Here is a 22,838-nt window from a genome sequence, read left to right as displayed (position 1 = left end):
ATTCATGACGCTAGTTGTGTGAAAATTTTTCAATAGATGAAATGCAATTGTCGCTTCATTTATCGAGCGGATAGGTGAAATTTATCGCGTGGCATCATCAGGTATGTGTCCTTAGCAAAAGAAGCCAAATAATGATTATATAAATCAAAATAAACATAACTTATTTATCTATTAAAAAATTAACGAATACTTGCGATCACCCATTATTGGAGATTAATTATGGACTTAGAAAGCATAACTGCCGTTCGGTCAGGTCGACCTATTACATGTAATGCATGGTTGTTCTGGTTAAGGAAGTTCACCGGGAACATACCCAACAGCGTGCTAGTAGTGATGGGCTCATTATTCATGAGCGTGGTATTTATGCCAACGACTGATGCATCCAACACGAGGATTTTTTCGTTGCAAGAAGCAACCATCAAACAGATGCAGCAAGCGATGGAGGCTGGTGCGTTGTCGAGTGTCGAATTGACGACAATGTACCTGAACCGTGTATATGCCTATGATCTCAATGGTATAAAACTGAACTCTATTCCTGTCTTAAATCCAAGAGTGCTTGAGGAGGCTGCGGAGGCAGACCGTCTGCGGTCTGAGGGCATAATACTCGGGCCTCTTCACGGAATCCCTTACACTGTTAAGGATAGCTATATGGTTGCTGGTCTCACCGTAGCCGCGGGTTCTCCCGCTTTCAAAAAGCTGATGGCAAAAGATGATGCCTTCACGGTTAAAAAGATTCGGGAGTCTGGTGGAATTCTCATCGGAAAGACTAACATGCCTCCGATGGCAGCCGGCGGCATGCAGCGAGGTGTTTATGGTCGTTCGGAAAGTCCCTACAACGCCGACTATCTCACGGCCGCATGGTCTTCCGGTTCATCGAACGGTTCGGCTACTGCGACGGCCGCAAATTTCGCGGCTTTCGGGATGGGGGAGGAAACCATATCGTCTGGCCGTTCACCTGCTTCTAATAATGCTCTGGCGGCCTATACTCCTTCACATGGATTGATCTCAACCCGAGGCAATTGGCCTCTGTACCCTATACGTGATGTGGTTGTCCCGCATACACGTACTGTTGAGGATATGCTTCGAGTCCTGGATGTGGTAGTGGTTGATGATCCAATCACAGAAGGAGACCTCTGGCGTCATCAGAAAGTTGTCAAACTACCTGCCGTGACTTCAGTACGCCCTAAAACCTATCTTGAACTCAGGGACCCAAATTCGTTGAAAGGACGAAGAGTTGGCGTTCCAAAGATGTACATTGGCAAAGATTTTGGCGGCAGTGATCCTGTTCGCGTCAGGCCGTCTATCATTGAACTTTGGGATAAGGCTGCTGCCGACCTTCGTACGCTTGGCGCTGACGTGATTGAAATCGATTTCCCACTCCAGAATAATTATGAAGGGGACCGTGTAGGTACTAGAACAATGGAAGAGCGCGGACTTATTCCGCTCAACTGGGTGGAATTGGAGTTTAACTACATAAATTCCTATGCGGCCGAAGAGTTCCTCAAGAGCGTAGGAGACCCGAATTTCTCTTCTTGGACTAATATTGACCCAGCGACAGTATTTCCGACCCCGCCAGCATCCGTCGATGCGTGTCGCGGGTTTAGTCGAAATTCAGATTATAAATTGCTCATCGACACAATCAAAGCTGGAGTCCAGCCCATCGAGAAACTACCGGGTTTTGCGACTATGCTCCGCGGCCTCGAAGAAATGCGAAAGATAGACCTTGAGAACTGGATGAAGGCGGAGAAACTTGATCTCATTGTTTTTCCCGCAAACGGCAACATCGGTAAGGCTAACGCAGATGTCAATGATGTCTCATACGAAGAAGCATTGCAGAACGGCAACCTGTACTCGAACACCAACTATATTCTCCGCCACTTGGGCATCCCAAGTGTTTCAGTGAGCATGGGGACCATGAAGGACACGGGTATTCCCGTTAACTTAACATTCATTGGCCCAGCTTACAGCGACAACGATCTGCTTCGGTACGCATACGCTTATGAATTCGCCACCAATAACAGAACCATAGCAACCCGGGTTCCCCCATTGGCCGACGAAATACTGGACTACTCAGACGGGAAAACAGTACCACCGGTGCAACGCACAGATAAGCTGCCCCCGGTGTTAGTATTGAATGCATCTCTTGCCGGTACTACGCTTACAATTTTTGGTACGGCGAAGGACACAAGTAAAATTGCGACAACGCGTATTTATGTCAATGGGATAAAGATACCATTTGATGGCGACTTGGTTAACTGGCAGGCGAAAGTTGACACCAAAAAATACTACAACATCACAGCGTTAGCCGCAGAAGCACTTTTCGTGGTTGTTATTTCTAAAGACGAATATGGTAATACTGCCGCGGCAACCAAAAGTATCAAATTGCCGGTAAGCGAGAGTAAAGCGACAATACAGATCGACAACGAGACTACGCCATCATCTGTACGTCCGCCAACAGTCATACCTGCGTGTATACCTGGCGGCGCTCCACAACATATTGGTTAAACAGACGGACACCTATACCCTATGGATTTCAAGATGGATCGCGACGGCAAGGGAGTGATTAGTAATAATGCTAATGTGGTAAGTCAAGAAAAATATGAAACAGATAAGAGTTTACAGGAAGGATTTCCACCAGAAAATATCTCTACTCATATATTAAATAAGGCATTACGCCAATCATCAACAATAGCCTCTGTGGTAGCTAATTTTATCGCGACACAATCTGGCGATGATGTTTTAGATGATGGTGATATAGCTAAACTTACCGCCAAATTAAATCAAGCGTTAAAACAAAAAGTCACCGCAGAAATTCCCAATGCCTCAACTTATTGCGTGGGAATCTTGATGGTAAAGTCTCCAATAGCCGTAAAATAAATGGTAAAGCGTTGACTGAGGATATTAATCTGAATGCGAGTGATGTAGGGGTTAGTTATGAATAATATCATCGTTCATCATGACACGTGGCTCTAGCAAAATCATTTTCACGGATAATAAAAGCTCATCAGGTAAGATGAGCTTTTATTGCTTTCTAGACACGCTCGAAGTTTGGATTGAGCATCGTCATCATTTTTGGAAAACCAGATGGACAAGAATACAGTTCCTATGTTCTGAAAAAGTAACTTTCCAGTTCAGTATGTTATCGATGAACAAGTTCATCATCAGTGCGAGGCGCTTCTCCACCTGTCCGGAATAGAATATCCCGGAATGCTTTTATATCAGCAGCTTTGGCACGGTCTGAAAAAAATTGCTCAGTTTCCAGAGCAGAAATTTTTTCCGCAACTGCGATAGCAATAAACTGGTTAACGCTGGTACGATCACGCTTTGCCACTCTGGTGACTTCCTCTCTTAGAGATTTCGGTAATCGCAATGGATAGGTTGATGTTTCACTCATTTCTCACTCTCCTAATGGCAATGGCCGGTGTCAGAACCTTCAGTATTAACCGTTCCAAATACAGTACCATAATAACCATCTCATATAATCCCTGAAAATCAAAGAGTTTGCTTAAAGTTAATGGTTAATATAAATCAGGTTGATATTTCATTAGCGACAAACTTAATTAGCCTAAAAAGACACAAAATCAAATATTAATAAAGCGCTGTTTCTTAATCAGCGCTTTGATGCAATAAAAACTCAAAAAGTATTTTATTTCCATAAAAAAGTTAACCACAAATTAAATCAAACTCTAATTCCATCTATATTTCTATTTTTCTGACTCGTCAGATTTTGATTATTAAAAACAGTGGCATGAAAAATAAGACAAGTATGAAAATGCATTTTGACCACAATGTTCTTTATTGATTTTTTACAATAAATACAATCAATTACAACATAACATAAAATCACATATATTATATTTCACCCTGACACTATTGCATTAAATTAATATCCATGAGAACTTATTCACCGCCGAAATACGGTGGGTTTTGAATATCATTAAATGTGTCACAGCATATTAACTTGCTATCAATAGTGTTAATTGATCTCTTCATCTATCTCTCATCTTATTCGGCTATTTAATCAGGTTTGGTGCGGTCTAATATAAATTTGCACTTCCTGTCATATATAAAGGTAAAAGGTGCCATGAATACTCAACGTAAGCTTGATAAAGTCAGACCGCCCCGAGTTCAGATTACTTATGATGTTGAATTAGGTGGCGCGGTCGAGAAAAAAGAATTGCCTTTGGTTATTGGTGTTGTTGGGCAATTTGCTGAGCAATCTATTCCGATGCGTGAACGTCGTTTCATGCATGTTGATAAAGATAATTTTAATGCGGTGATGGAAGGTTTGTCGCCTTCATTGGAATTACAGGTTGAAAGCGCGCTGCCGGGTCAGAGCGGATTTATGAATGTCGATTTGCAATTTAAATCAATGGCTGATTTTACCCCAGAGAATTTGGCGAAACAGATAGAACCGCTTCGTCATTTATTAGAGGTACGCAGCAAACTCAGTGATTTGAAAGGCCGTGCATTGAGCAATGAAAAATTGCGTGACCGTCTGGCGGAAATTCTGGCTGAACATGCGGATAAATTACCGCAGGTAAATGAAGAAGCGGAAACCGCCGCCACAGAAAATAGAGCAGATGACGTCACCCCGGAAAATAGCAATATCCCGGAAAATAACAATGCACAGTGAGGGCAGTATGGAACAGAGCGTTGTTGAACAACAAGAATTGAAAACGACGGAAACAAATGGTGATTTTCTTGATCAGATTATTGATAACACGCAAGCCATTCGTCGGGAAGCAGATCGTGATCGGGTAAAAGGCCAGCTCGACCAGTTTTTGGCCGAAGTCACCTCAGGTTCACTGGTGGTTTCCGGCGATTTGGTAAACAGCATTGACGAACGTATCGCAGCGATTGATGCGCTGATGTCCGCTCAACTGAGTCTGGTATTACACCACCCGAAATTTCAGCGTCTGGAATCCTCTTGGGTGGGACTTAAAGGATTACTTGACCAAAGCGAAACGGATAATACCCAAATCCGCATGTTGAACGCGACGAAAACCGATTTAATTAAAGATTTTAAATCGGCATCGGATTTCGATCAGTCAATGCTGTTTAAAAATGTGTATGAATATGAATACGGTACCTTTGGTGGTGAACCTTATTCCGCGTTTGTCGGTGATTTTGACTTTGATAACAGCCCGGAAGATCTCTATTTGCTAGAACAGATTTCTCATGTGGCCGCGGCAGCCCATGCGCCGTTTATCAGTTCAGTCAACGCGGGCATGTTAGGGCTGAATGATTTTAGTGAACTACCACGTCCACGTGATTTATCCAAACTGCTTGCAACATCCGATTATCTGCGTTGGAAACGCTTCCGGGAATCTGATGACTCCCGTTATGTCGGCTTGACTTTACCACGAGTGATTGGTCGTTTGCCTTATGGGGCAAAAACCATCCCGGTTGAGCAATTCTGCTTCGAAGAGCAGGTGAAGGAAGGGGATAGCGGCAGTTATCTGTGGATTAACGCCGCCTATGCACTGGCAGGTCGTATGGTGGCGGCATTTGAACAGTATGGTTGGTGTGCGGCGATCCGTGGTGTGGAAGGGGGCGGATTGGTCGAAGCATTGCCTGCGTATCATTATGTCTCTGTGTCCGGTGAAAATGTGCTGCAATGCCCGACTGAAGTGGCTATTTCTGATCGCCGTGAAAAAGAGTTAGCAGAATTAGGGTTCATTCCTCTGGTTTATTATAAAGGAACTGACTACGCCGCATTTTTCTCGGTACAGTCACCGAATAAACCAAGGAAATATAACTCTGACCTGGCAAACGCTAACGCAAAATTATCAACCCAATTGCAATACATTATGACAACTTCTCGTTTTGCACATTATCTGAAAATGATTGTGCGTGACAAAGTGGGTAGTTTTATGTCCCGTGAGGAATGTCAGTCTTATCTGCAAAATTGGATCAACCAATATATTGTCGGCTCTGATACCGTTGGCGCGGAAATTAAAGCGAGTCACCCATTACGTGAGGCAAGAGTTGATGTCGTTGAAGTCCCCGGCTCACCGGGAACATATCGGGCTGTGGCTTATTTAAGACCGCATTTCCAATTAGAAGGATTAAGTATGTCTTTACGGTTGGTTGCTGATTTACCACCGTCATCGGCTGCCTAATTTTTCTATTTATTAATATTTATCCTATTTATTACAACTAACTGGAGTAGTTAATTATGAGTTCTTCAATCTTTTTACAAATCGATGGTATTAAAGGTGAAAGTACCGACAGCAAACATAAACAGTGGATTGAGCTGAGTCATGTCAATTTTGGCGCGTTCAACCATGCGCGTATCGCAGACAGCGGTAAACGTAAAATTACCGTTGGCGCCGCGGATTTCCGTACCATTGACTGTGTGAAAGTGATGGATTCCAGTTCAATTGGTTTGCTGTCCGCTGTGGCGCAAGGTACCGCGATTAAGAAAGTGAAATTGGAAATTTGCACGATTTTCAAAGGCGAAATGCATCCTTATGCGGAAGTAGAAATGGACGAATGTATTATCTCTGACGTTCATGAAACGTGTTCACGTGGTGGTGAATTCCCACAAGAACAGATTTCTATCGCCTATTCCAAAATTAAGTGGACATTTACGCCACTCAAAGAAGATGGAACTAAAGGAGATAAGGTGGGGCCGGAAGGTTGGGATCTTATCGAGAACAAAAAACAGTAACAATTACCGTTTACTGCCGACCTTTGGTCGGCAGTTTCTAGCCGGAAAAATATGATGATTCAACCTTCATTTCTCCATCGCCTGAAAGATGATTATCCACAAGATGAAAAACGGGGTGTCGCACTGGTCTGGTCGCGTCAGGAAGTTGTACAAAGCCTAATTTCTGATTTGAATATGTTATTTTCATCAAGACCGATTTCTGAAATTTCCCCTTTGTTTAGTGAGTTACCGAAATCAGTTTTAAATTATGGCGTTTCCGATGTCATTAATGTGGATATTTCCGATGATGAACGGATTGATGCACTTAGCAATAATATTTACCAGGCTATTTCCTGGTTCGAACCGCGTTTAAAAAATGTCGTTATTACATTACAAAAAAATACGCCAGAAAATATAACTTTCTGGGTGAGTGGAATTTTCTTCAACGAACAAGTGGTGTTTTCTATCTCATGGAACAGTACCGCGTATACCTATTCAATTTCATGGGATAAATAACAACATGATGTTATTACCACAAAAAATACTGACTTATTACAACCGGGAATTAAGTTATTTAAGACAATATGGCGCTGCTTTCTCTCAGCGTTTTCCCAAAATTGCTAAACGTCTTGGGTTCGCGGAAGGTGTTTCGGAAGATCCGCATGTAGAACGTCTGGTGGAATCTTTTGCGTTTCTGACGGCAAAAATCCACCAGCGGATTGATGAAGATATGCCGGAGCTGAGTAATGCTATGTTGGAAGTACTGGCGCCACAATTTCTACGTCAAGTACCCTCGGTATCGTTGGTGCAGTTCCAACAAGACCCATTAGCATCCGGCGTGACCGGAATGATGACGGTGGCGCGGCATACCCCGTTGATTTCTCAACCGGTAGGTGATGTGACCTGTCGTTTCCGCACGGTATACCCGCTCGAGATGTTGCCATTGGATTTAACTCACGCAGCATTGATACCAGACCCTTACGATCGGGACTTTATCTTAACGCTAAATTTTACCCTGTGGCCGGGCGCCAGCTTTCAGGCGCAACATATCCGGTTGTACTTACATGGCGCACCGGTGTTAACCCATTGTTTGTATGAATTGTTGTCGGCGCAAGTTAAGCAGCTGGAATGTCGGTTAGGTGAGCGTACATTCAACCTGAATAGCCGAGATGTTCAGGTGGTGGGCTTCGATCCGCAAGATAACTTATGCGCCGATGATTCATTGATAAACCCGGTTCATCACCTGTTTCGTGATTATTTCAGTTTCCCGGAAAAATTCTTATTCCTGGATATTCCGCTACCGGATGCCGGTGTGATTACCAGTTCATTAGGTGAGCTGCAATACCGTTTTCGGCTTAAAGATTGTGTCGCATCGCGTCGGATTGAACGTATGAGCGATAAAGTCAGCAACGAAACTTTCCGACTGAATTGCGTGCCGATAATCAACCTGTTTCCTCATCAGGCGGAACCGATTATTCCACTGGAAACAGAACACGAATATCTGGTTCAACCGGATGCTCGTCGTCCACAAAGTATGGAAATCTATACCATCGATCAGGTCGAGATTGTCAGCCGTCAGCAGGAACAATTAAGTTCCAAACCAGTACCGTCATTATTTGGTATTGAACATACGCAGTCTGATGAACAGTTCCCGTTATTTTGGCAGGCAACGCCGCGCCCTTCAATGAGACATAACGATCTGGGGATGAATATGTTCATCGGTTTTTCTGATAGCGGCGGCGAACATCTGAAACCGGAAACCGATGTAGTGATCCTGAGCCTGACCTGTACTAACCGTGATATACCGCGGCAGTTGAACAACGGTCATCCTGATGGGGATTTCGAATCAGAAAGCGCACTTCCGGGCGTAAAAATTCTGGGCCTGATCCGTCCTCGTTTGCCGGTGCGTCCACAACCCAATAGCGCCTTGAACTGGCGGTTGGTATCGCAACTCAATTTGAACCAAATGCTACTGAGTGGTCCGCAGGGTGTTCAGTGCTTAAAAGAGACGCTAGAACTCTACAATTTGCTTGGTGATCCGGCCATATCGCGGTTGATTGCACAATTACAGCAGGTTGCTATCGCGCCGGTGAGTGCACGCTTGAATTCCGCCGATCCCTATTCTCTAGCGCGTGGGCTGGAAGTGACATTGACATTTCAAGCACAAGCGGGGGAATTTGTGGATTTTTATCTGTTTTGCAGCCTGTTAGAACGTTTTATCGCCATGTACGCGCCGATTAACAGCTTCACGCAGACCGTAACGCAGCTAGAGACGGTTAATAACAGTACCCGTCGTTGGCCGCGTCGCAGTGGGAGACTGACATGGCTTTAGAAAATAAGATACGTTTAGCTGGCGGCCGTTTTTATCAAAATGTACGTCGTCTGCTTAAACGTTGTCGCCAACGAGAAGAAACAACAATCGCCCCTGATGATGTGGTGCAATTTAGCTCTGTACTCACATTGGATGCGCCGGAAAGGGAAATCGAGTCTCTATTGCCACCGCAAGAGGGGTACGAGCAATATCGCATGGCGGTACATCACTTTGGCCTATTAGGAACCCTTGGCGCATTACCGTTGCGCTATACCGAATGGCTGATTGACAGACGTTACCGCTATGGCGACGAATCAGCTCAGGCATTTATTGATATCTTTACTCATCGTTTGCTTAGCCTGCGTTTTCAGGCATGGCAGAAATACCGGTTATATGTCAATGCCGAGTTACAAACCCATCGGGCTTTACCGGCGGTTATTCCAGCGGTTGCCGGCCAGTTGATGGCGGACACCACACAACGCTCTCATCCCGCCTGTGTCGGATTGCTGGCAACACCGGTCCGCTCAATGGTGAATTTGCAACACCTGTTGCAACGAGAATTTGGTATGGAGGTCAACATCCAGCCTTTTAAAGGGCGCTGGCAATATTCTGAACAGGCTCATCGTTGCTGTTTAGGTCGTAGTTTGTTAGGCGATAACCCGATGTTGGGACATGTTTATTGGGATATTCAATCAGGATTTCATGTTCAATTAGGACCGTTTGCCGCTCGGCAGCGCACCGCCTTTATGCCGGGAAATGAACAATATCGCAGACTGACACAATGGGTGTGGCAATTTGCCGGACCGATGCTCTCCTTTTCACTGGAATTATTGGTACAGCATAGTGGGCAAGGCAATGTACTAAATGGCAGCCGCCAATTGGGGTGGGATGGTTGTTTGGGCAATACCGGCGAGAACAATATTCAGCGTATCTATTTGGCTGAATGTACCGGTCCTTACGCAAGTTAAACAAAAAACGCAGGTAATAAAAAGATGCTGTTAGGGCAAAAGAATCGTTTTTTACAGGTTATCGGTAGCCTGTCAGATATTGTGGCATTGAACAAAATAGAGGGTGAAGAGCGCCTGTCGCGGCCTTATTCATTTTCTGCTCAGCTCTATTCCAACGCAGACTGGGATAAGCTGGAGTCTCATATCGGCAAGCCTTTGGCATTCCGTCTTGGTGAAGCGCCGAATCATCGCATTGTGCATGGCATATTGACCGAATTGCAGCAACAAGGTTTTAGCGACGGCCAGTTTTGTTATCAGGCACGTATTGAACCCTGGCTAAAAATGCTGACATTAACCCATAATTTGCGCGTCTATCAGCGCATCAGTGTGCCGGATATGGTATGTGATATCTTCCGTAAACGTGGGTTTAACGACGTTGAACTGGCGTTAAAAAGCCGTTATCCAAAGCTTGAATATTGTATGCAATACAAGGAATCAGATTTTGACTTTGTGACACGTCAGCTGGAACAAGCGGGGATTTTCTATTTCTTTCGCCATGAAGAGGGACGTCATGTACTGGTATTGGCGGATCACCCTTCGACGTTTATTAACGCGTCCTTAGCGGTATTGCCATATCAATCGAAGATAGGTGATCAACAGGGCTATGGACTACGCGCCTGGCAGATTCATCGCACAATGATTCCAGGTACCGCGGAAATGAATGGTTATAACGTTAAAAGTGCTGTGGCAATCAGTGCCAGCGCCAAAGCGAACAGCGGCTATTCCACCAATCCCAAGCTTTCTATCTATGATGATCGACGTCAGGAGGAGCGTAATCAACTGGAAGCACAGGCAACACTGTGCATGGAACAATGGGAATCACAGTCTTATTATGCACGTGCCGCTAACAGTTATCCCGGTTTACAAGTGGGGCATCAGTTCACCCTGAAAGGTCACACCAGTGCCGATGGCCGTTATGCCGTGGGCCACCAGCGATTAAAAGCGGAGAACAACCTGGAGGAAGGCGAATTACTGTTTTCGTCTCAAGTGACCTTATTCCCGGCGAATAAAGCGTTTCGCCCGCGTTCTTCTGTTACGCGCCCCTACATTTCCGGCGTATTGTCCGCGCTGGTGGTGGGGCCGAAGTCAGAAGAGATCCACACTGATCAACAAGGGCGCATCAAAATCCAGTTTCACTGGGATAAAGAACATAAAAAAGATGATGACAGCTCCTGCTGGATACGTGTCAGCCAGTTCTGGAATGGCGCAAAGTTTGGCGCACAATTTGTACCACGTGTGGGCAGCGAAGTATTGGTGAGTTTTATTGATGGCGACCCCGATAGCCCGCTAGTAACCGGAACGGTTTATAACGGGGTAAAAATGCCGCCATTCGCGCTACCGGGACAAAAAACCCAAAGTGGTATCGCTACGCGCAGCAGTGCAAAAGGCACAGTGGAGCAAGGACATCAATTATGTTTCGAAGATAGGAAAGGTGAAGAGTTTATTTTGCTTCACTCACAAAAAGATATGCGCCTGAAAGTGAAAAATGATTTTTCGGCGCAAATCGATCGCAACGTGTTATGGGAAATCCAAGAAAAGCGCGATACCCAAATTAAAAAGGGCAATGACACGTTAATTCTGAGCGAAGGCAATGCCTTAACTGAGGTGAAAAAAGGCGACAAGAAACAGACCTTGGATCGCGGCAATTTCACCACTACCGTCAGCGCCGGCAGTTATGAGCTGGAGGTATCCAGAGGTAACGCCAAAATCAATGTAGGTCAACAATGCACAATTACGGCAAATCAGGGCATTGAACTGAAAGTCGGCGCCAGCAAATTATCGATTACCCCGTCCGGGATTACCATCAAAGCGCCGTCCGTCACAGTAGAAGGATCGGGAAAACTGGCGTTGAAGAGCGGCGGCATGGCGGAGCTAACCGGCACCACAGTAAAAGTAGAAGGCAGTGCAATGGCACAATTAAAAGGCGGCATTGTTCAGGTGGATGCGACCGGTATTGCTATGGTGAAAGGAACTTTGACCAAGATTGGTTAATAGCAGGATCAACGAACAATAAGAGTTTGCAGTCATGGTTAAATTACGACACTGCCAGTTTTCGCCACAGGCGGAATTGGCACTACAACAACACGCGGCACATGAACAGAATCTATCGGCGCTCAATAAGGAAATGTTGTGGCAAGACGCGGTGTACTACACCATTTTTATGTTGCCTTACACTCAAGCCCTTGAGCTGGTACTGACATTTATCTCCTGCGTTTACGAACGCGATCTGATGCAAGGACAACGGTCGTTATTGCAACAGGTGCGGCGCTGGCGGGTTGATGGCGGCGATCCTTTGCGTCATGAACTGTTCGAACAGGCGCAAACAGTCGGGTTCGATAACCCAATCTCATGTCTGGTGCTTTCCGTCTTTTGGAGTGAAGGCAGCATGACCACGCCGGATCTGGAAGCGGTCTATCCACAACCGTGGCAGTCACCGACGGTATTAGCCGATACGTTGTGCCTGATATTGCACCTTTATAGTGAACAGCCGGAACAACAAACGCGGTACGTTGAGCAATTTTTTCAACTAGCGCACGGACAACTGAGGCAATTATCCCCGTCACAAGATCAGGGACGCAAAAACTATCTGTACCATGAAGCCACATTATCAGGAGAGCAATGATGCCAATGCCAGCCGCCCGTGTGGGTGATATGCATATTTGTCCAATGGTATCGCCTGCGATACCGCCGGCGCCACATGTAGGCGGACCGATTATGCCGCCAGGTGTACCGACAGTGCTGATTGGTGGATTGCCGGCGGCGACAATGGGTTCAATGTTGGTGTGCGTCGGGCCGCCGGATACAGTGGTCATGGGCAGTCCAACGGTATTGATTGGCGGACGGCCTGCGGCCAGACTCGGCGATCTGTGCGCACATGGCGGCACAATTACTACCGGTTATCCATTAGTGATTATTGCTTGAAATGGAAGTCGTCACCGTGAACTTAGCCCAGACAGATATCGCGCGTTTTTTACAGCCCATTACGGCTGACAAACCAGCGGGATGCGATATCGAATACGAACCTATTTTTGAGCAAATAAACGCCGCGCGGGAAACTGACGACGATTTTCTCCAGGACGATGCATGGGGTTATGAAACCCGTCAGGCTGATTGGATGAAGGTTTCAGCGTTGTGCCAGGAAGTACTGGAAAAACAGAGTAAAGACTTGCAGATAGCCTGCTGGTTAACCCAGGCACAAGGGGAACTGTATGGTCTGGAAGGTATTAGTGGCGGTATCACATTACTTTCTCGTCTACTGGAAACTTTTTGGCCGGTACTTTATCCGCCGCTGGATGATACAGAGGCAAACAGTGCAGATGCCCGTCTTGGACGATTGAGCTGGTTGGATAAACAATTGGTGAAACAATTGGACAATCTGACATTGACCGATGATAGCAAATTGAGTCTGGGCGTCTGGCAACGAGTGCAATATTTTGAACAACGGGTTGCTGTTAATAGTGAATTACGCAGCGCCTTGATCAGTGATGGTTATTTCGGTATTGCTGAATGTGACGGCAGTATTCGCACTACGCCAGTCGAACAATTTAACCAACTGCTGGTGCAAACTGGACAGGTCAGTAAGACGTTGGCGGAACTGCAACAGATCATGGCGAGCCTGTTGCCAGACGCTGGTAACAGCATGAGCGCCAGTACTCAGCGATTGCAAGATCTGGTGGCCTTAATCGAACGATTTCGTGAAATGGCGGCGCCAGGCTCAAGCCAGGAATCCAGCAATAGCAATGAAGCAGTAGCGGCAGGGGGAGATGCGCCAAACGGCATGAATACGACTTTTTTAACAGAAGATCGGGCGCACCATGAAATGCGCACTATCGCCATAGGACAAATGATCAATATCGCCAATTACTTTCGTCAAAATGAACCTACCAGTCCGGTGCCCTATTTAATTGAACGTGCAGCGCGTTGGGCAAATATGGGTATGGCCGAATGGCTGGAAGAAATGATGTCAGAAAACTCTTCCGCGCTACAGGAAATTATGCGCGTGATGAAAGGACCATAAATAAACAGAGAGCCAAATGAATAACATAAATTTTTATAGCGTCATTAAACGCCATTTTTTAATATTGACAGCAATTATTTTAATAAGTGGTTGCAGTCATTCTATCTCCAACGATGAAAAACGCTTGCAGGCAATTGAACAAGCCAAACCGGTTTATGCCAGCAATGCCATTCGGTTAAAAATAACCTCGGTTCCGCAACTGAATGTTTTTAATAATACGCCGAACAGTTGCACAATATTAATTGCTCAAGCGGAGAAACGTGAACAATTAGATAAATTACTGGCTAATCCGGTGTTATTACGCAATTTATTTGCCGGCACTGGTGCGACAGAGCAAATATTACAGTTGGATAATTACGTGATGATACCGGGACAATCCGTATCTTTACATATCGATAGAGCGGAACAGGCGCGTTATATCGCATTAATCGCCGGTTACTACCCAGCGCCGGATAGTACTCATACGCGAGTATTATCACTGCCGCTGCGCCTTGAGCAACACGGTTGGTGGAATAGTTCCTGGAGCGCTGAATTTGTTCCCGTGCGCATTAATCTGACGCTAGGACGTTACGCCATTACCCGCAGTGATTTCTCAGCAGGTAACACGGGAGATGAGGTAGTTTTCCCCGGACAAACGGCAGAATCCGGCAGTGACGAAAATGTGTTGAGGAAGTAACCCATGTTTGAACATAAACCGATGTATTGGTATTCAGGCTTGTATTTACAGCCGCAACACTTTCAGGCTCATGAATTGCAACAACAATACTGGCAAGGGCGCTATCAGTTACTGACTCAGCCTTATGCTTTTGGTGTGGTGAAACTCGCATTCAATCTGGCCGCACTAAGTGATGAAGTGCTAAGTGTTCATCACGCCGCGTTCATTTTTCCCGATGGTTGCTACGTGGATTGTGATGTCAATGGCGTGCTCAGTGCCCGATCATTACGGGATTGCTGGTTAGTGCGTGACAAACCGCAGCGCATCTATGTTGGCTTGCGTATGTTCAGTCACAATCAGAGTAACGTCACCGGTATCACGGACGCCAACAGTGTCGGTAATATCACCAGCCGTTGGGTAACATGGCCGCAAGAACAGCGTATGAGGGATGCCTTTGGCGAGGGCCCGGAAGCGGAAGTGCAACAACTGACCTATAACTTACGTTTCTTCTTGCACGATGAGATTGCTCAGGCAACGGGTTATACATTATTACCGGTGGGCCAACTGCATTGCACCAGTGACGGTATTGTGCTGGATAACCGTTATCTACCGCCATGTTTAACGCTCTATGCTGTGCCGCAACTGGGCCAGCGCATTGATCAACTGTGTCAGGAGTTAACCGGGCGAGTCCATCAATTGGAAGAGTTGAAACGCCCGCAAACGTTGGAAGGGGAAATTTATACCCAAGAAAAAAGCACATTATTGCTGACACTACGGACTCTGGCGCGTTATGTCGTGCAATTGCGCCATTTTCAGGAAGCGAGAGATGTTCATCCCTTACAGATTTTTGGGTTATTGCGCCAACTGATCAGCGAACTTGCCTGTTTTACCGACCGTTGCTCCTTTTTAGGCGAGTGGAACGGGCAGGAAACAGTACTGGAAAAATATCAGCATCTGGATCTGGCGCTAACTCTTGATAGTTGTGAACGAACAATTGCCGATTTGCTTAATGCACTGGTGCTGGAACCAAACACCGTGATCCCTCTGCAACAAGAAAGCTACGGTTATTATCATGCCGCCTTCAATAGAACCAGCATCAATGAACAACAACGGCTCTATTTGGTGCTGCGTTCTGACAGCTTTAGCCAGCGTGAGCGTGAAATTCCTGACGATCGCCTGATTAAACTGGCAGCGGCGGAACAGATCGACAACATTATTAACCGTGCTTTGCCCGGTGTGCGTCTGTACTACCAGGAAATTGCGCCACATGGTTTACCTAACCGGACAAATACCCGCTATTTCCGGGTAGAAAACCGTGGTGCGTTATGGCGGCAGGTAGAAGATAGTGAACGTGTGGCGGTGCACTGGGCAGATGCGCCAGACGATTTACAAATAGAAATCGTTATAGTGAGAGCATCATGATGCAGTTGTTGGATTGTTATATTCCGGTATTCACCTGCGTATTACGCATGATCCAGCAGCAGGTGAATCAAGCGGAAACACTGCGACAAACCTTATTATCTGAGTTGACTCAAGCGCAGAATAGGGCGCGTTTGCAAGGTTACGGGGAGCAAGATATCGAAGAGGCAAATTTCGCCGTGGTAGTTTGGGCAGACGAAGCCATTTTGTGCGCAGGTCAGAAAGAATTGAGTATTTGGCGCCAATCATCGTTACAGGCAGAGCTTTATGATGCCGAACTGGGCGGAAATACGTTTTTTGATCGCCTTGCCGCGTTAGTGCCGGATAATTATCAGGTTCGATTGGTCTATGTTTTTTGTCTGCTTGCTGGATTTTATGGTCGTTATGGCAAACGTGATAATCTGGAATTACACAATATTACCCAGCAGGAATTAGATAATCTTCCTGATACTTTGCGTGGTTATCTCGCTTTAGAAAATCACCGATTAATGAATAGATGCGATAATAAATTAGAAAATAAGCACTCCAATAATAAGTGGCGCAGAAAATTAATATTATTAATGTCATCTCTTACATTAATTTATATTTTTATTACCATCTATTTATTAAGTATTGGCCGGTAAACTCGGAAATTAAACATGAAAAAATTATTTTATGCCATTGGCTGGCTTAGCGTGATGGTTATCCTGTTATTACTCAGTTTAACTATTGCTGTGGTATTTTCGTGGCCGACAATAGGTGGCCTGTTACTATTTCTTTGCCTATTTCTGTTGTTATTACTGCTACGTGGGGCAATTGCATTCATACCGCAAATAATGAATAAACTGCGCTGGATAAATAAATTCTGGCGGAAAGGAGATAACCGTCTGGAATATTTACTATACCAGCACTGGTGGCAGGGAGGACATTTACAAAGTTGGCGTCGATTCCGTTCACTGTTACACCGTAACGGTCCTGTTCCACCGTGGTTTCTGGTGGTAGGAGAACGGGGCAATGGTAAACAGAAGCTGTTAACACGCTGCAATGTAGCGCCCATGACGGGGAAAAATCTGCCATCGCTGACAGAAAACACCTTTACCTGTCGCTGGTGGTTCTTCCGTCAGGCAATGTACATGGTCGTTTCCGGCCGTTATACCGAAGGTCAATCCCTGTACCGGCAAGCTTGGTTACGTCTGATACGCTGGATAGCGCAGGGACGTAAACCGGCTGGTGTACTCGTTTGCTTGTCAGTGGAACAGTTGCTAAACAACGACAATAGAGCGCTCTATATCGCCGCACGTCAGGTACGAGCGCAGTTGGAGCCATTACAGATACGTCTGGAACGTCGCTTGCCAATCTGGTTGATCCTTACCCACAGTGAAACATTGCCGGGGTTTGACCATTGGCGCGCCCAACTGTCAGTAGAACAACGTGCTGAATTGCTAGGCGATTTTATTGAGCATCACGCAGTGGGTAACGTCACCGACGTGCTGGATAAGAGTATGAGCATCATTGTTAACACATTGAAAATGATGCGTCTTAAGTTGCTCAATCAGCAACGTCAGCAACCCAACGCGGCAGTCTTAGCGTTACCAGAAACCGTCGCTCAACTGCAACCAGCGCTAGGTTGCTACCTGAACGCCTTGTTCGACCAAGACCATTATCTGGAGCATGGACTGTTGCGTGGCATGTTTTTTACCGCGGAACATCAAACCACGGGCGTTTTCAGCCACCGTTTATTGGGAGAATATCTGCCAGACCAAGTTAGCCTAGATAAAAGTAGCGATAGCGTATTGCTGGCAGGCTGGCGGACATTGACCAAACGCGTATTGGTTAGCTTACTCGGTTTGATGCTGGTATACGGCGCAGGCAATGCCTTGATGACTACCTGGCGTGGTGTTACGCAGCTTGAAAGCATTCATGAGGCAGACCCGCTTGAGCGGAGTTACTTGCGCTATCAAAAAGTTGAGTACTGGTTGCAGGAAACCTTGCCATCTCTGCTTTTCTATCCGGTCACCCATACGATGGAACAACGGATGGCGCGGCAATACCAGCAACAAGCGCCTGTTAACGCCTTCAACCCGGCATCGGTAGCAACACACTTGCTAGCACGTTTCCGTAACGCGGAAGCACCACAAAAAAGACTGTTTGCTTTACATTGGGCACGTTTTATTAACATCGAACAGGCAATGGCGCATGGCGCTACGCTGGAAACTTTACAGCACATGCCTGCTTATTCAGCCTCTCTGTTAAGCGGTGAAAACGATCCGTTATCCGCAGAGCAGCGCGTGGCACTCCGTCTGGCGCAATATCGCCAAGACAACGCACAGCAAGAATTTGATCAATGGCAGGACACATTACAGGCACTACTGGCAGATGACGGTAATTGGCAGTGGCTGTTAGCCGACGAACAACCGGCAGGAACCCATTCACTGACGCTGGCTGATTTCTGGCCATTGACCAGCGAGGATGCCGCCACAATTAACGCTCGTATCCGTGGTGTTTATACCCAAGCCGGTGAGCAAGATATTCAGGCAACCTTGGGTGAACTGGCACAAGCTCTTAACCGACCGGAATTTTTTGCTCCTTTACAGCGCTCGTTTTATCAACAGTATCAAAACCAGCGCCAATCAGAGTGGTTAGCATTCGCTCAGGCTATGCCTCAAGCAGAAACGTTAGTACGAGGCAAGAAAAACTGGCAAACGCTGATATTAGCAACGGGTCAATATAATAGTCCCTATATCACCTTTCTGACACAGTTAGAACGTGATTTATCCACGGTAGAGTCGACGGAGCAACAACCTTGGTTACAGACGCAACATCGTTTATGGCAACTGCATGGTTACGTGCAAAAAAGTAACGTGATGCAACGGGTCTCGCTAGGAAACCTCTCTTTACGCCAGCGCATCATGTCGTGGTTTGGTATTTCACCGCAGATCTCTGTACGGCTGGATGACAACGTATTGACACGCTATCGCGTCTACCGACAAGCAGTACAGTTAAATAGCCAACGCGAGTTGCTCAGTAATATGGAAACCGAAGTGTTGGTTAAAAATGCGTTAAACAATGGGAAAGGGGAACTGGACGATAGCGGCCTGCGTGCATTGTTCAGCCGCTTCACCTTGTGGCGCCATGAGGCTGAAAGCAAACAGAATGCCGGGGTAAATGAAACCCTATGGCGACTCTATCAGGGTGATGCTCATCTGGTACTGCGTTACGCCTTCTTAAGTGCCGCCAGTCGTTTGCAAACCCAGTGGGAAAGTAAAGTGATTTGGCCAATGGAGAAATTAAGCAGACAGGAACTGTTTGATGGCCGGGAATTGAATGCGCGTTTGTATGAATACAGCAACGCATTTGTACGGGATACCGCAGAGTATGCGCTGGATATTCGTCCCGAAGGGATTAAGCGTCAGGAAATGGAAGATGTGCTCTTTCCGTTTAACGATGATTTCATTTTCTATATTAATAACCTAATCCAACCGAATGACCTACTTTCAGCAACATCGGATATTCGTCGTCGCCTGCAAGAGAAACTCGCCTTACTGGAAAGCGAGCAACAACTGGCGACGGCACAACAGGAACCGAAGCAAGAACAGAAGCCATCGGCGGAAGTCACGATTGTCAGTCAGCCGGCGACTGCTAACCAAGGGGCAAAAGTATTGCCAGTAGGCAGTTCAGTGACGTTGAGTTGTGATGATGGCGTACAGCAGCTTAAAAGTATGAATTTCAATGACAGCCTGACGCTGCATTGGAGCCCCGGCACATGCGGTAAAGTACAAGTTGATGTCTATTTTCCCCGCTTTACATTAAGCAAAAGTTACGTAGGCCCCGATGGTTTGTTGCAATTTATGCACGCTTTTTCCCGCGGTGAACTGACACTGGCAGCACAAGCGTTTCCACAGCGGCGCGATGAATTAAGCGCATTGGGTATCAATAACATTACTGTGCGCTATCAAATCAGCGGAAGCAAAGCTGCTTCAACACTGTATCAACAGTGGCAGCAACATCAGCAACAACAAACGGCGTTATTGGAACAACGCAGCCGACTGGATAGCCAGTTGTTAAATCTAAGTGAGCCAACAGTGGCAAAAGGAACTCTCTCTACTTTGCCATCACAGATCACCACCCATTGGAACGAATTAAGGAAACCTAAAAGTGAGTAATTATCTTAAACAGATCGTCAGTAAATTAACGGCAGAAGCGCGTCAGTGCCTTGATGAAGCCGCGAATCTGGCGGTACGGCGCACCCATCATGAAGTGGAGATTGAACATCTATTATTGGCTTTGTTTGAAAAACAGCTTCCGACGATGGAACAAGTGTGTCGCCACGGTGGTATTGATGCCATGACGTTGCTCAATGCCTGCCAACGGTCACTGACGCTATTACGTAGTGGTAATCATCGTCCGCCGGTACTGGCTACCAACCTCACTGAATGGATGGAACAGACCTGGATGTATGCCAGTACTCACTGGGGAGCATCACAGATTACCGCTCAGGCGCTGATTGTGACACTGATCGTGAATCCGTCACTGCACCATTCGCTTACCTCAGAACTACAGCAGGCGTTACAGGGTAACAGAGAAGGGATAGAACAGTGGTTGCGTACGCAGGCACATACGGAACCACAACAAATTACGACGCCCGTCGGGGATAATACTCAATCCGCACTGGCACAATACACGCATCACCTGACACAGGCCGCTCGCGATAACAAACTAGACCCGGTTTTAGGACGTGAGCGGGAGATCCGTCAATTAATTGATGTGCTGTTACGTCGTCGCCAAAACAACCCGTTGTTAACCGGTGAAGCGGGCGTCGGCAAAACTGCGCTGATTGAAGGGCTTGCCCAACGAATCGTTGAGGGGCGTGTACCGAAAGTTTTGGCGCAAGCTGAATTATTTACTCTGGATCTGGGGCTGCTACAAGCGGGCGCTAGCGTAAAAGGCGAGTTTGAAAGCCGTTTGCAAAAATTATTGGATGAGGTGAAAAAGTATCCCACGCCGGTGATTCTGTTTATCGATGAAGCACACACGCTGATCGGCGCAGGCGGCCAAGCCGGGCAAAACGATGCGGCTAATCTGTTGAAACCCGCGTTGGCACGGGGTGAATTACGGGCAATTGCGGCAACCACTTGGTCTGAATATAAAAAGTACTTTGAAAAAGACGCGGCGTTAGCACGTCGTTTCCAAGTGATCAAAGTCGAAGAGCCTTCGTTAGAGCTGGCAATCGCCATGTTACGCGCCATGACGCCGGCAATGGAAAAACATCATGGCGTCAAAGTACTTGCAGAGGCGGTCACAGAAGCCGTTACATTAGCCAACCGTTATATCACTGGACGTCAGTTACCGGATAAATCGGTTAGCCTGTTAGATAGCGCCTGTGCCCGCGTTGCAGTTTCACAGACTGATGAACCGGCGCCGATTGAAGATCTACGTGCCATGCTGACAAACATCGCTACCGAGCAGGAAGCATTGTTACGTGAAGGCGGTCATGAAACCAAGTTACAGAAATTGGCGCAACGTCAGACTGAATTACAAGCATCACTAGCAGAAATTTTGCCGGAATATCACGCTCAACGTCAGTTGGTCAATGACATCCTCGCTTGTGAAGAACATGACGAACGGTTGCCTGTGCTACGGGCAGAACTGCATCAACGCCACCATCAGCACGCTTATGTCTTTGACTGTGTTGATGCCGCCTGTGTCGCAGACATTGTTGCCGGCTGGACAGGAATTCCCCTTGGCCGGATGGTAGAAAATGAGCGTGATGTGTTGCGTCAGTTAGAAACCCGCCTCGGTCAACGGGTCATGGGGCAAGATCATGCGCTCAGCCAGATAGCGCGTCAAATTCGGATCGCTAAAGCACAACTGGCCGATCCGGTGAAACCTACCGGAGTATTTATGCTCGCAGGTCCTTCCGGTGTGGGGAAAACTGAGACCGCCTTAGCGCTGGCCCATGAATTGTATGGCGGTGAGCATCATCTGATCACGATTAACATGTCGGAATATCAGGAAGCTCATTCAGTTTCCGGTTTGAAAGGTTCTCCTCCGGGCTACGTCGGTTATGGACAAGGCGGTGTATTGACGGAAGCGGTCCGACGTCAACCTTACAGCGTAGTGCTACTTGATGAAGTGGAGAAAGCTCACCCCGATGTGCTGGAGTTGTTCTTTCAAGTATTCGATAAAGGCATGATGGAAGATGCCGAGGGGCAACAGATTAACTTTCGCAATACGCTTATTATCTTGACTACCAATGCGGCATCAGATTTGGTGATGCGTGCAGCAACGCACGGAGTAAAAGAGCAGGGGGAAAATCGCCCGGCCACTCTGGAAGATATTCAGGAGATTATCCGGCCAGAACTGCAACGTATTTTTACGCCGGCATTTTTAGGTCGTTTACAGGTTATCCCTTATCTGCCGGTACATGGCGAAGTTCTGCATGCCATTGTGCGCCATAAACTGAATAAAATTGTCGTGCGTTATCGTCAATCAACCCAGAGTGAATTGCGCTATAGCGACGCGCTGGTGGCTTTTATCGCTGAAGAGTGCCGAATTGCGGAAAGCGGCGCCCGTGAAATTGATAACTTGTTAACTCAGTTCGTCCTGCCGCTGTTATCAGATCAATTGTTGCTCGGTGATGCGACGGTAAATCAAAATATCTGGATGGATGTTGCCGAAGGTCAGATACAGTTACGATCGGACAAAAAGAAACTATCACTATCCAATATTATCAACTAAAGGTAGTAAACGCTTATCTCTGCTATTATTATCTTACCAATGTAACATCAGTGTTA

General features: G+C 46.5%; 18 protein-coding genes. 17 read left to right on the top strand and 1 reads right to left on the bottom strand.

The genetic code is table 11. The features are described 5' to 3' along the window. Positions 1-402: 402 nt before the first annotated feature. Positions 403-2,505, top strand: coding sequence for an amidase (locus EAE92_RS05330; protein ID WP_214067310.1), 2,103 nt, complete (start codon positions 403-405; stop codon positions 2,503-2,505). Positions 2,506-2,538: 33 nt separating this feature from the next. Beyond that, positions 2,539-2,877 (top strand): hypothetical protein, encoded by a 339-nt coding sequence (locus tag EAE92_RS05325; RefSeq protein WP_321192522.1) that lies wholly within the window; start codon positions 2,539-2,541, stop codon positions 2,875-2,877. A 262-nt stretch (positions 2,878-3,139) separates the two neighbouring features. Here EAE92_RS05325 and EAE92_RS05320 read toward each other — a convergent pair whose 3' ends face one another. Next, positions 3,140-3,394 (bottom strand): hypothetical protein, encoded by a 255-nt coding sequence (locus tag EAE92_RS05320; protein WP_036806027.1) that lies wholly within the window; start codon positions 3,392-3,394, stop codon positions 3,140-3,142. Between the two features lie 690 nt (positions 3,395-4,084). Here EAE92_RS05320 and tssB point away from each other — a divergent pair. Genes tssB through tssH form a run of 15 tightly spaced genes read left to right on the top strand, consistent with a single transcriptional unit; the run spans position 4,085 to position 22,782 of the window. After that, positions 4,085-4,636 carry a type VI secretion system contractile sheath small subunit gene (gene tssB / locus EAE92_RS05315; RefSeq protein ID WP_214067309.1) on the top strand — a complete coding sequence of 184 codons (552 nt, stop codon included), beginning with the start codon at positions 4,085-4,087 and terminating at the stop codon, positions 4,634-4,636. Between the two features lie 7 nt (positions 4,637-4,643). Continuing rightward, positions 4,644-6,125, top strand: a complete 1,482-nt coding sequence (gene tssC / locus EAE92_RS05310; protein ID WP_214067385.1) for a type VI secretion system contractile sheath large subunit — start codon at positions 4,644-4,646, stop codon at positions 6,123-6,125. A gap of 56 nt (positions 6,126-6,181) precedes the next feature. After that, positions 6,182-6,676 carry an Hcp family type VI secretion system effector gene (locus EAE92_RS05305; protein WP_214067308.1) on the top strand — a complete coding sequence of 165 codons (495 nt, stop codon included), beginning with the start codon at positions 6,182-6,184 and terminating at the stop codon, positions 6,674-6,676. Between the two features lie 51 nt (positions 6,677-6,727). Next, positions 6,728-7,171: a type VI secretion system baseplate subunit TssE gene (gene tssE / locus EAE92_RS05300; protein ID WP_105398665.1), complete on the top strand. Its 444-nt coding sequence runs from the start codon at positions 6,728-6,730 to the stop codon at positions 7,169-7,171. 4 nt (positions 7,172-7,175) lie between these two features. Next, on the top strand, positions 7,176-8,987 hold the full coding sequence (gene tssF / locus EAE92_RS05295) for a type VI secretion system baseplate subunit TssF (protein ID WP_214067307.1): 1,812 nt from the start codon (positions 7,176-7,178) through the stop codon (positions 8,985-8,987). Beyond that, positions 8,978-9,934, top strand: a complete 957-nt coding sequence (gene tssG, locus EAE92_RS05290; protein WP_214067306.1) for a type VI secretion system baseplate subunit TssG — start codon at positions 8,978-8,980, stop codon at positions 9,932-9,934. The genes tssF and tssG overlap by 10 nt, the downstream gene beginning before the upstream one ends. Before the next feature lie 24 nt (positions 9,935-9,958). Further along, the gene (locus tag EAE92_RS05285; RefSeq protein ID WP_214067305.1) at positions 9,959-11,965 is read left to right on the top strand and encodes a type VI secretion system Vgr family protein; all 2,007 of its coding nucleotides are present in this window, start codon (positions 9,959-9,961) and stop codon (positions 11,963-11,965) included. A gap of 34 nt (positions 11,966-11,999) precedes the next feature. Beyond that, positions 12,000-12,596: a DUF6931 family protein gene (locus tag EAE92_RS05280; protein ID WP_214067304.1), complete on the top strand. Its 597-nt coding sequence runs from the start codon at positions 12,000-12,002 to the stop codon at positions 12,594-12,596. After that, entirely contained in the window at positions 12,596-12,895 is a 300-nt protein-coding gene (locus tag EAE92_RS05275) for a PAAR domain-containing protein (protein WP_214067384.1), read from the top strand. The genes EAE92_RS05280 and EAE92_RS05275 overlap by 1 nt, the downstream gene beginning before the upstream one ends. Positions 12,896-12,911: 16 nt before the next feature. Beyond that, entirely contained in the window at positions 12,912-13,991 is a 1,080-nt protein-coding gene (gene tssA / locus EAE92_RS05270; protein WP_214067303.1) for a type VI secretion system protein TssA, read from the top strand. Between the two features lie 16 nt (positions 13,992-14,007). Next, on the top strand, positions 14,008-14,667 hold the full coding sequence (locus EAE92_RS05265; RefSeq protein ID WP_214067302.1) for a type VI secretion lipoprotein TssJ: 660 nt from the start codon (positions 14,008-14,010) through the stop codon (positions 14,665-14,667). A gap of 3 nt (positions 14,668-14,670) precedes the next feature. Next, a complete protein-coding gene (gene tssK / locus EAE92_RS05260; RefSeq protein WP_214067301.1) occupies positions 14,671-16,068 on the top strand; it encodes a type VI secretion system baseplate subunit TssK in 1,398 nt (465 codons plus the stop codon). Then, positions 16,065-16,688: a DotU family type IV/VI secretion system protein gene (locus tag EAE92_RS05255; RefSeq protein WP_246545018.1), complete on the top strand. Its 624-nt coding sequence runs from the start codon at positions 16,065-16,067 to the stop codon at positions 16,686-16,688. Before tssK ends, EAE92_RS05255 begins: the two co-directional genes overlap by 4 nt. Before the next feature lie 15 nt (positions 16,689-16,703). After that, positions 16,704-20,207, top strand: a complete 3,504-nt coding sequence (locus tag EAE92_RS05250) for a type VI secretion protein IcmF/TssM N-terminal domain-containing protein (protein ID WP_214067300.1) — start codon at positions 16,704-16,706, stop codon at positions 20,205-20,207. Further along, a complete protein-coding gene (gene tssH, locus EAE92_RS05245; protein WP_214067299.1) occupies positions 20,200-22,782 on the top strand; it encodes a type VI secretion system ATPase TssH in 2,583 nt (860 codons plus the stop codon). Before EAE92_RS05250 ends, tssH begins: the two co-directional genes overlap by 8 nt. Positions 22,783-22,838: the final 56 nt, after the last annotated feature.

This window comes from Photorhabdus hainanensis, assembly GCF_018448965.1.
GTDB lineage: Bacteria > Pseudomonadota > Gammaproteobacteria > Enterobacterales > Enterobacteriaceae > Photorhabdus > Photorhabdus akhurstii.
The sequence above is the reverse complement of the archived record's forward strand: the minus strand, read 5'-3'. Positions and strand labels throughout refer to the sequence as shown.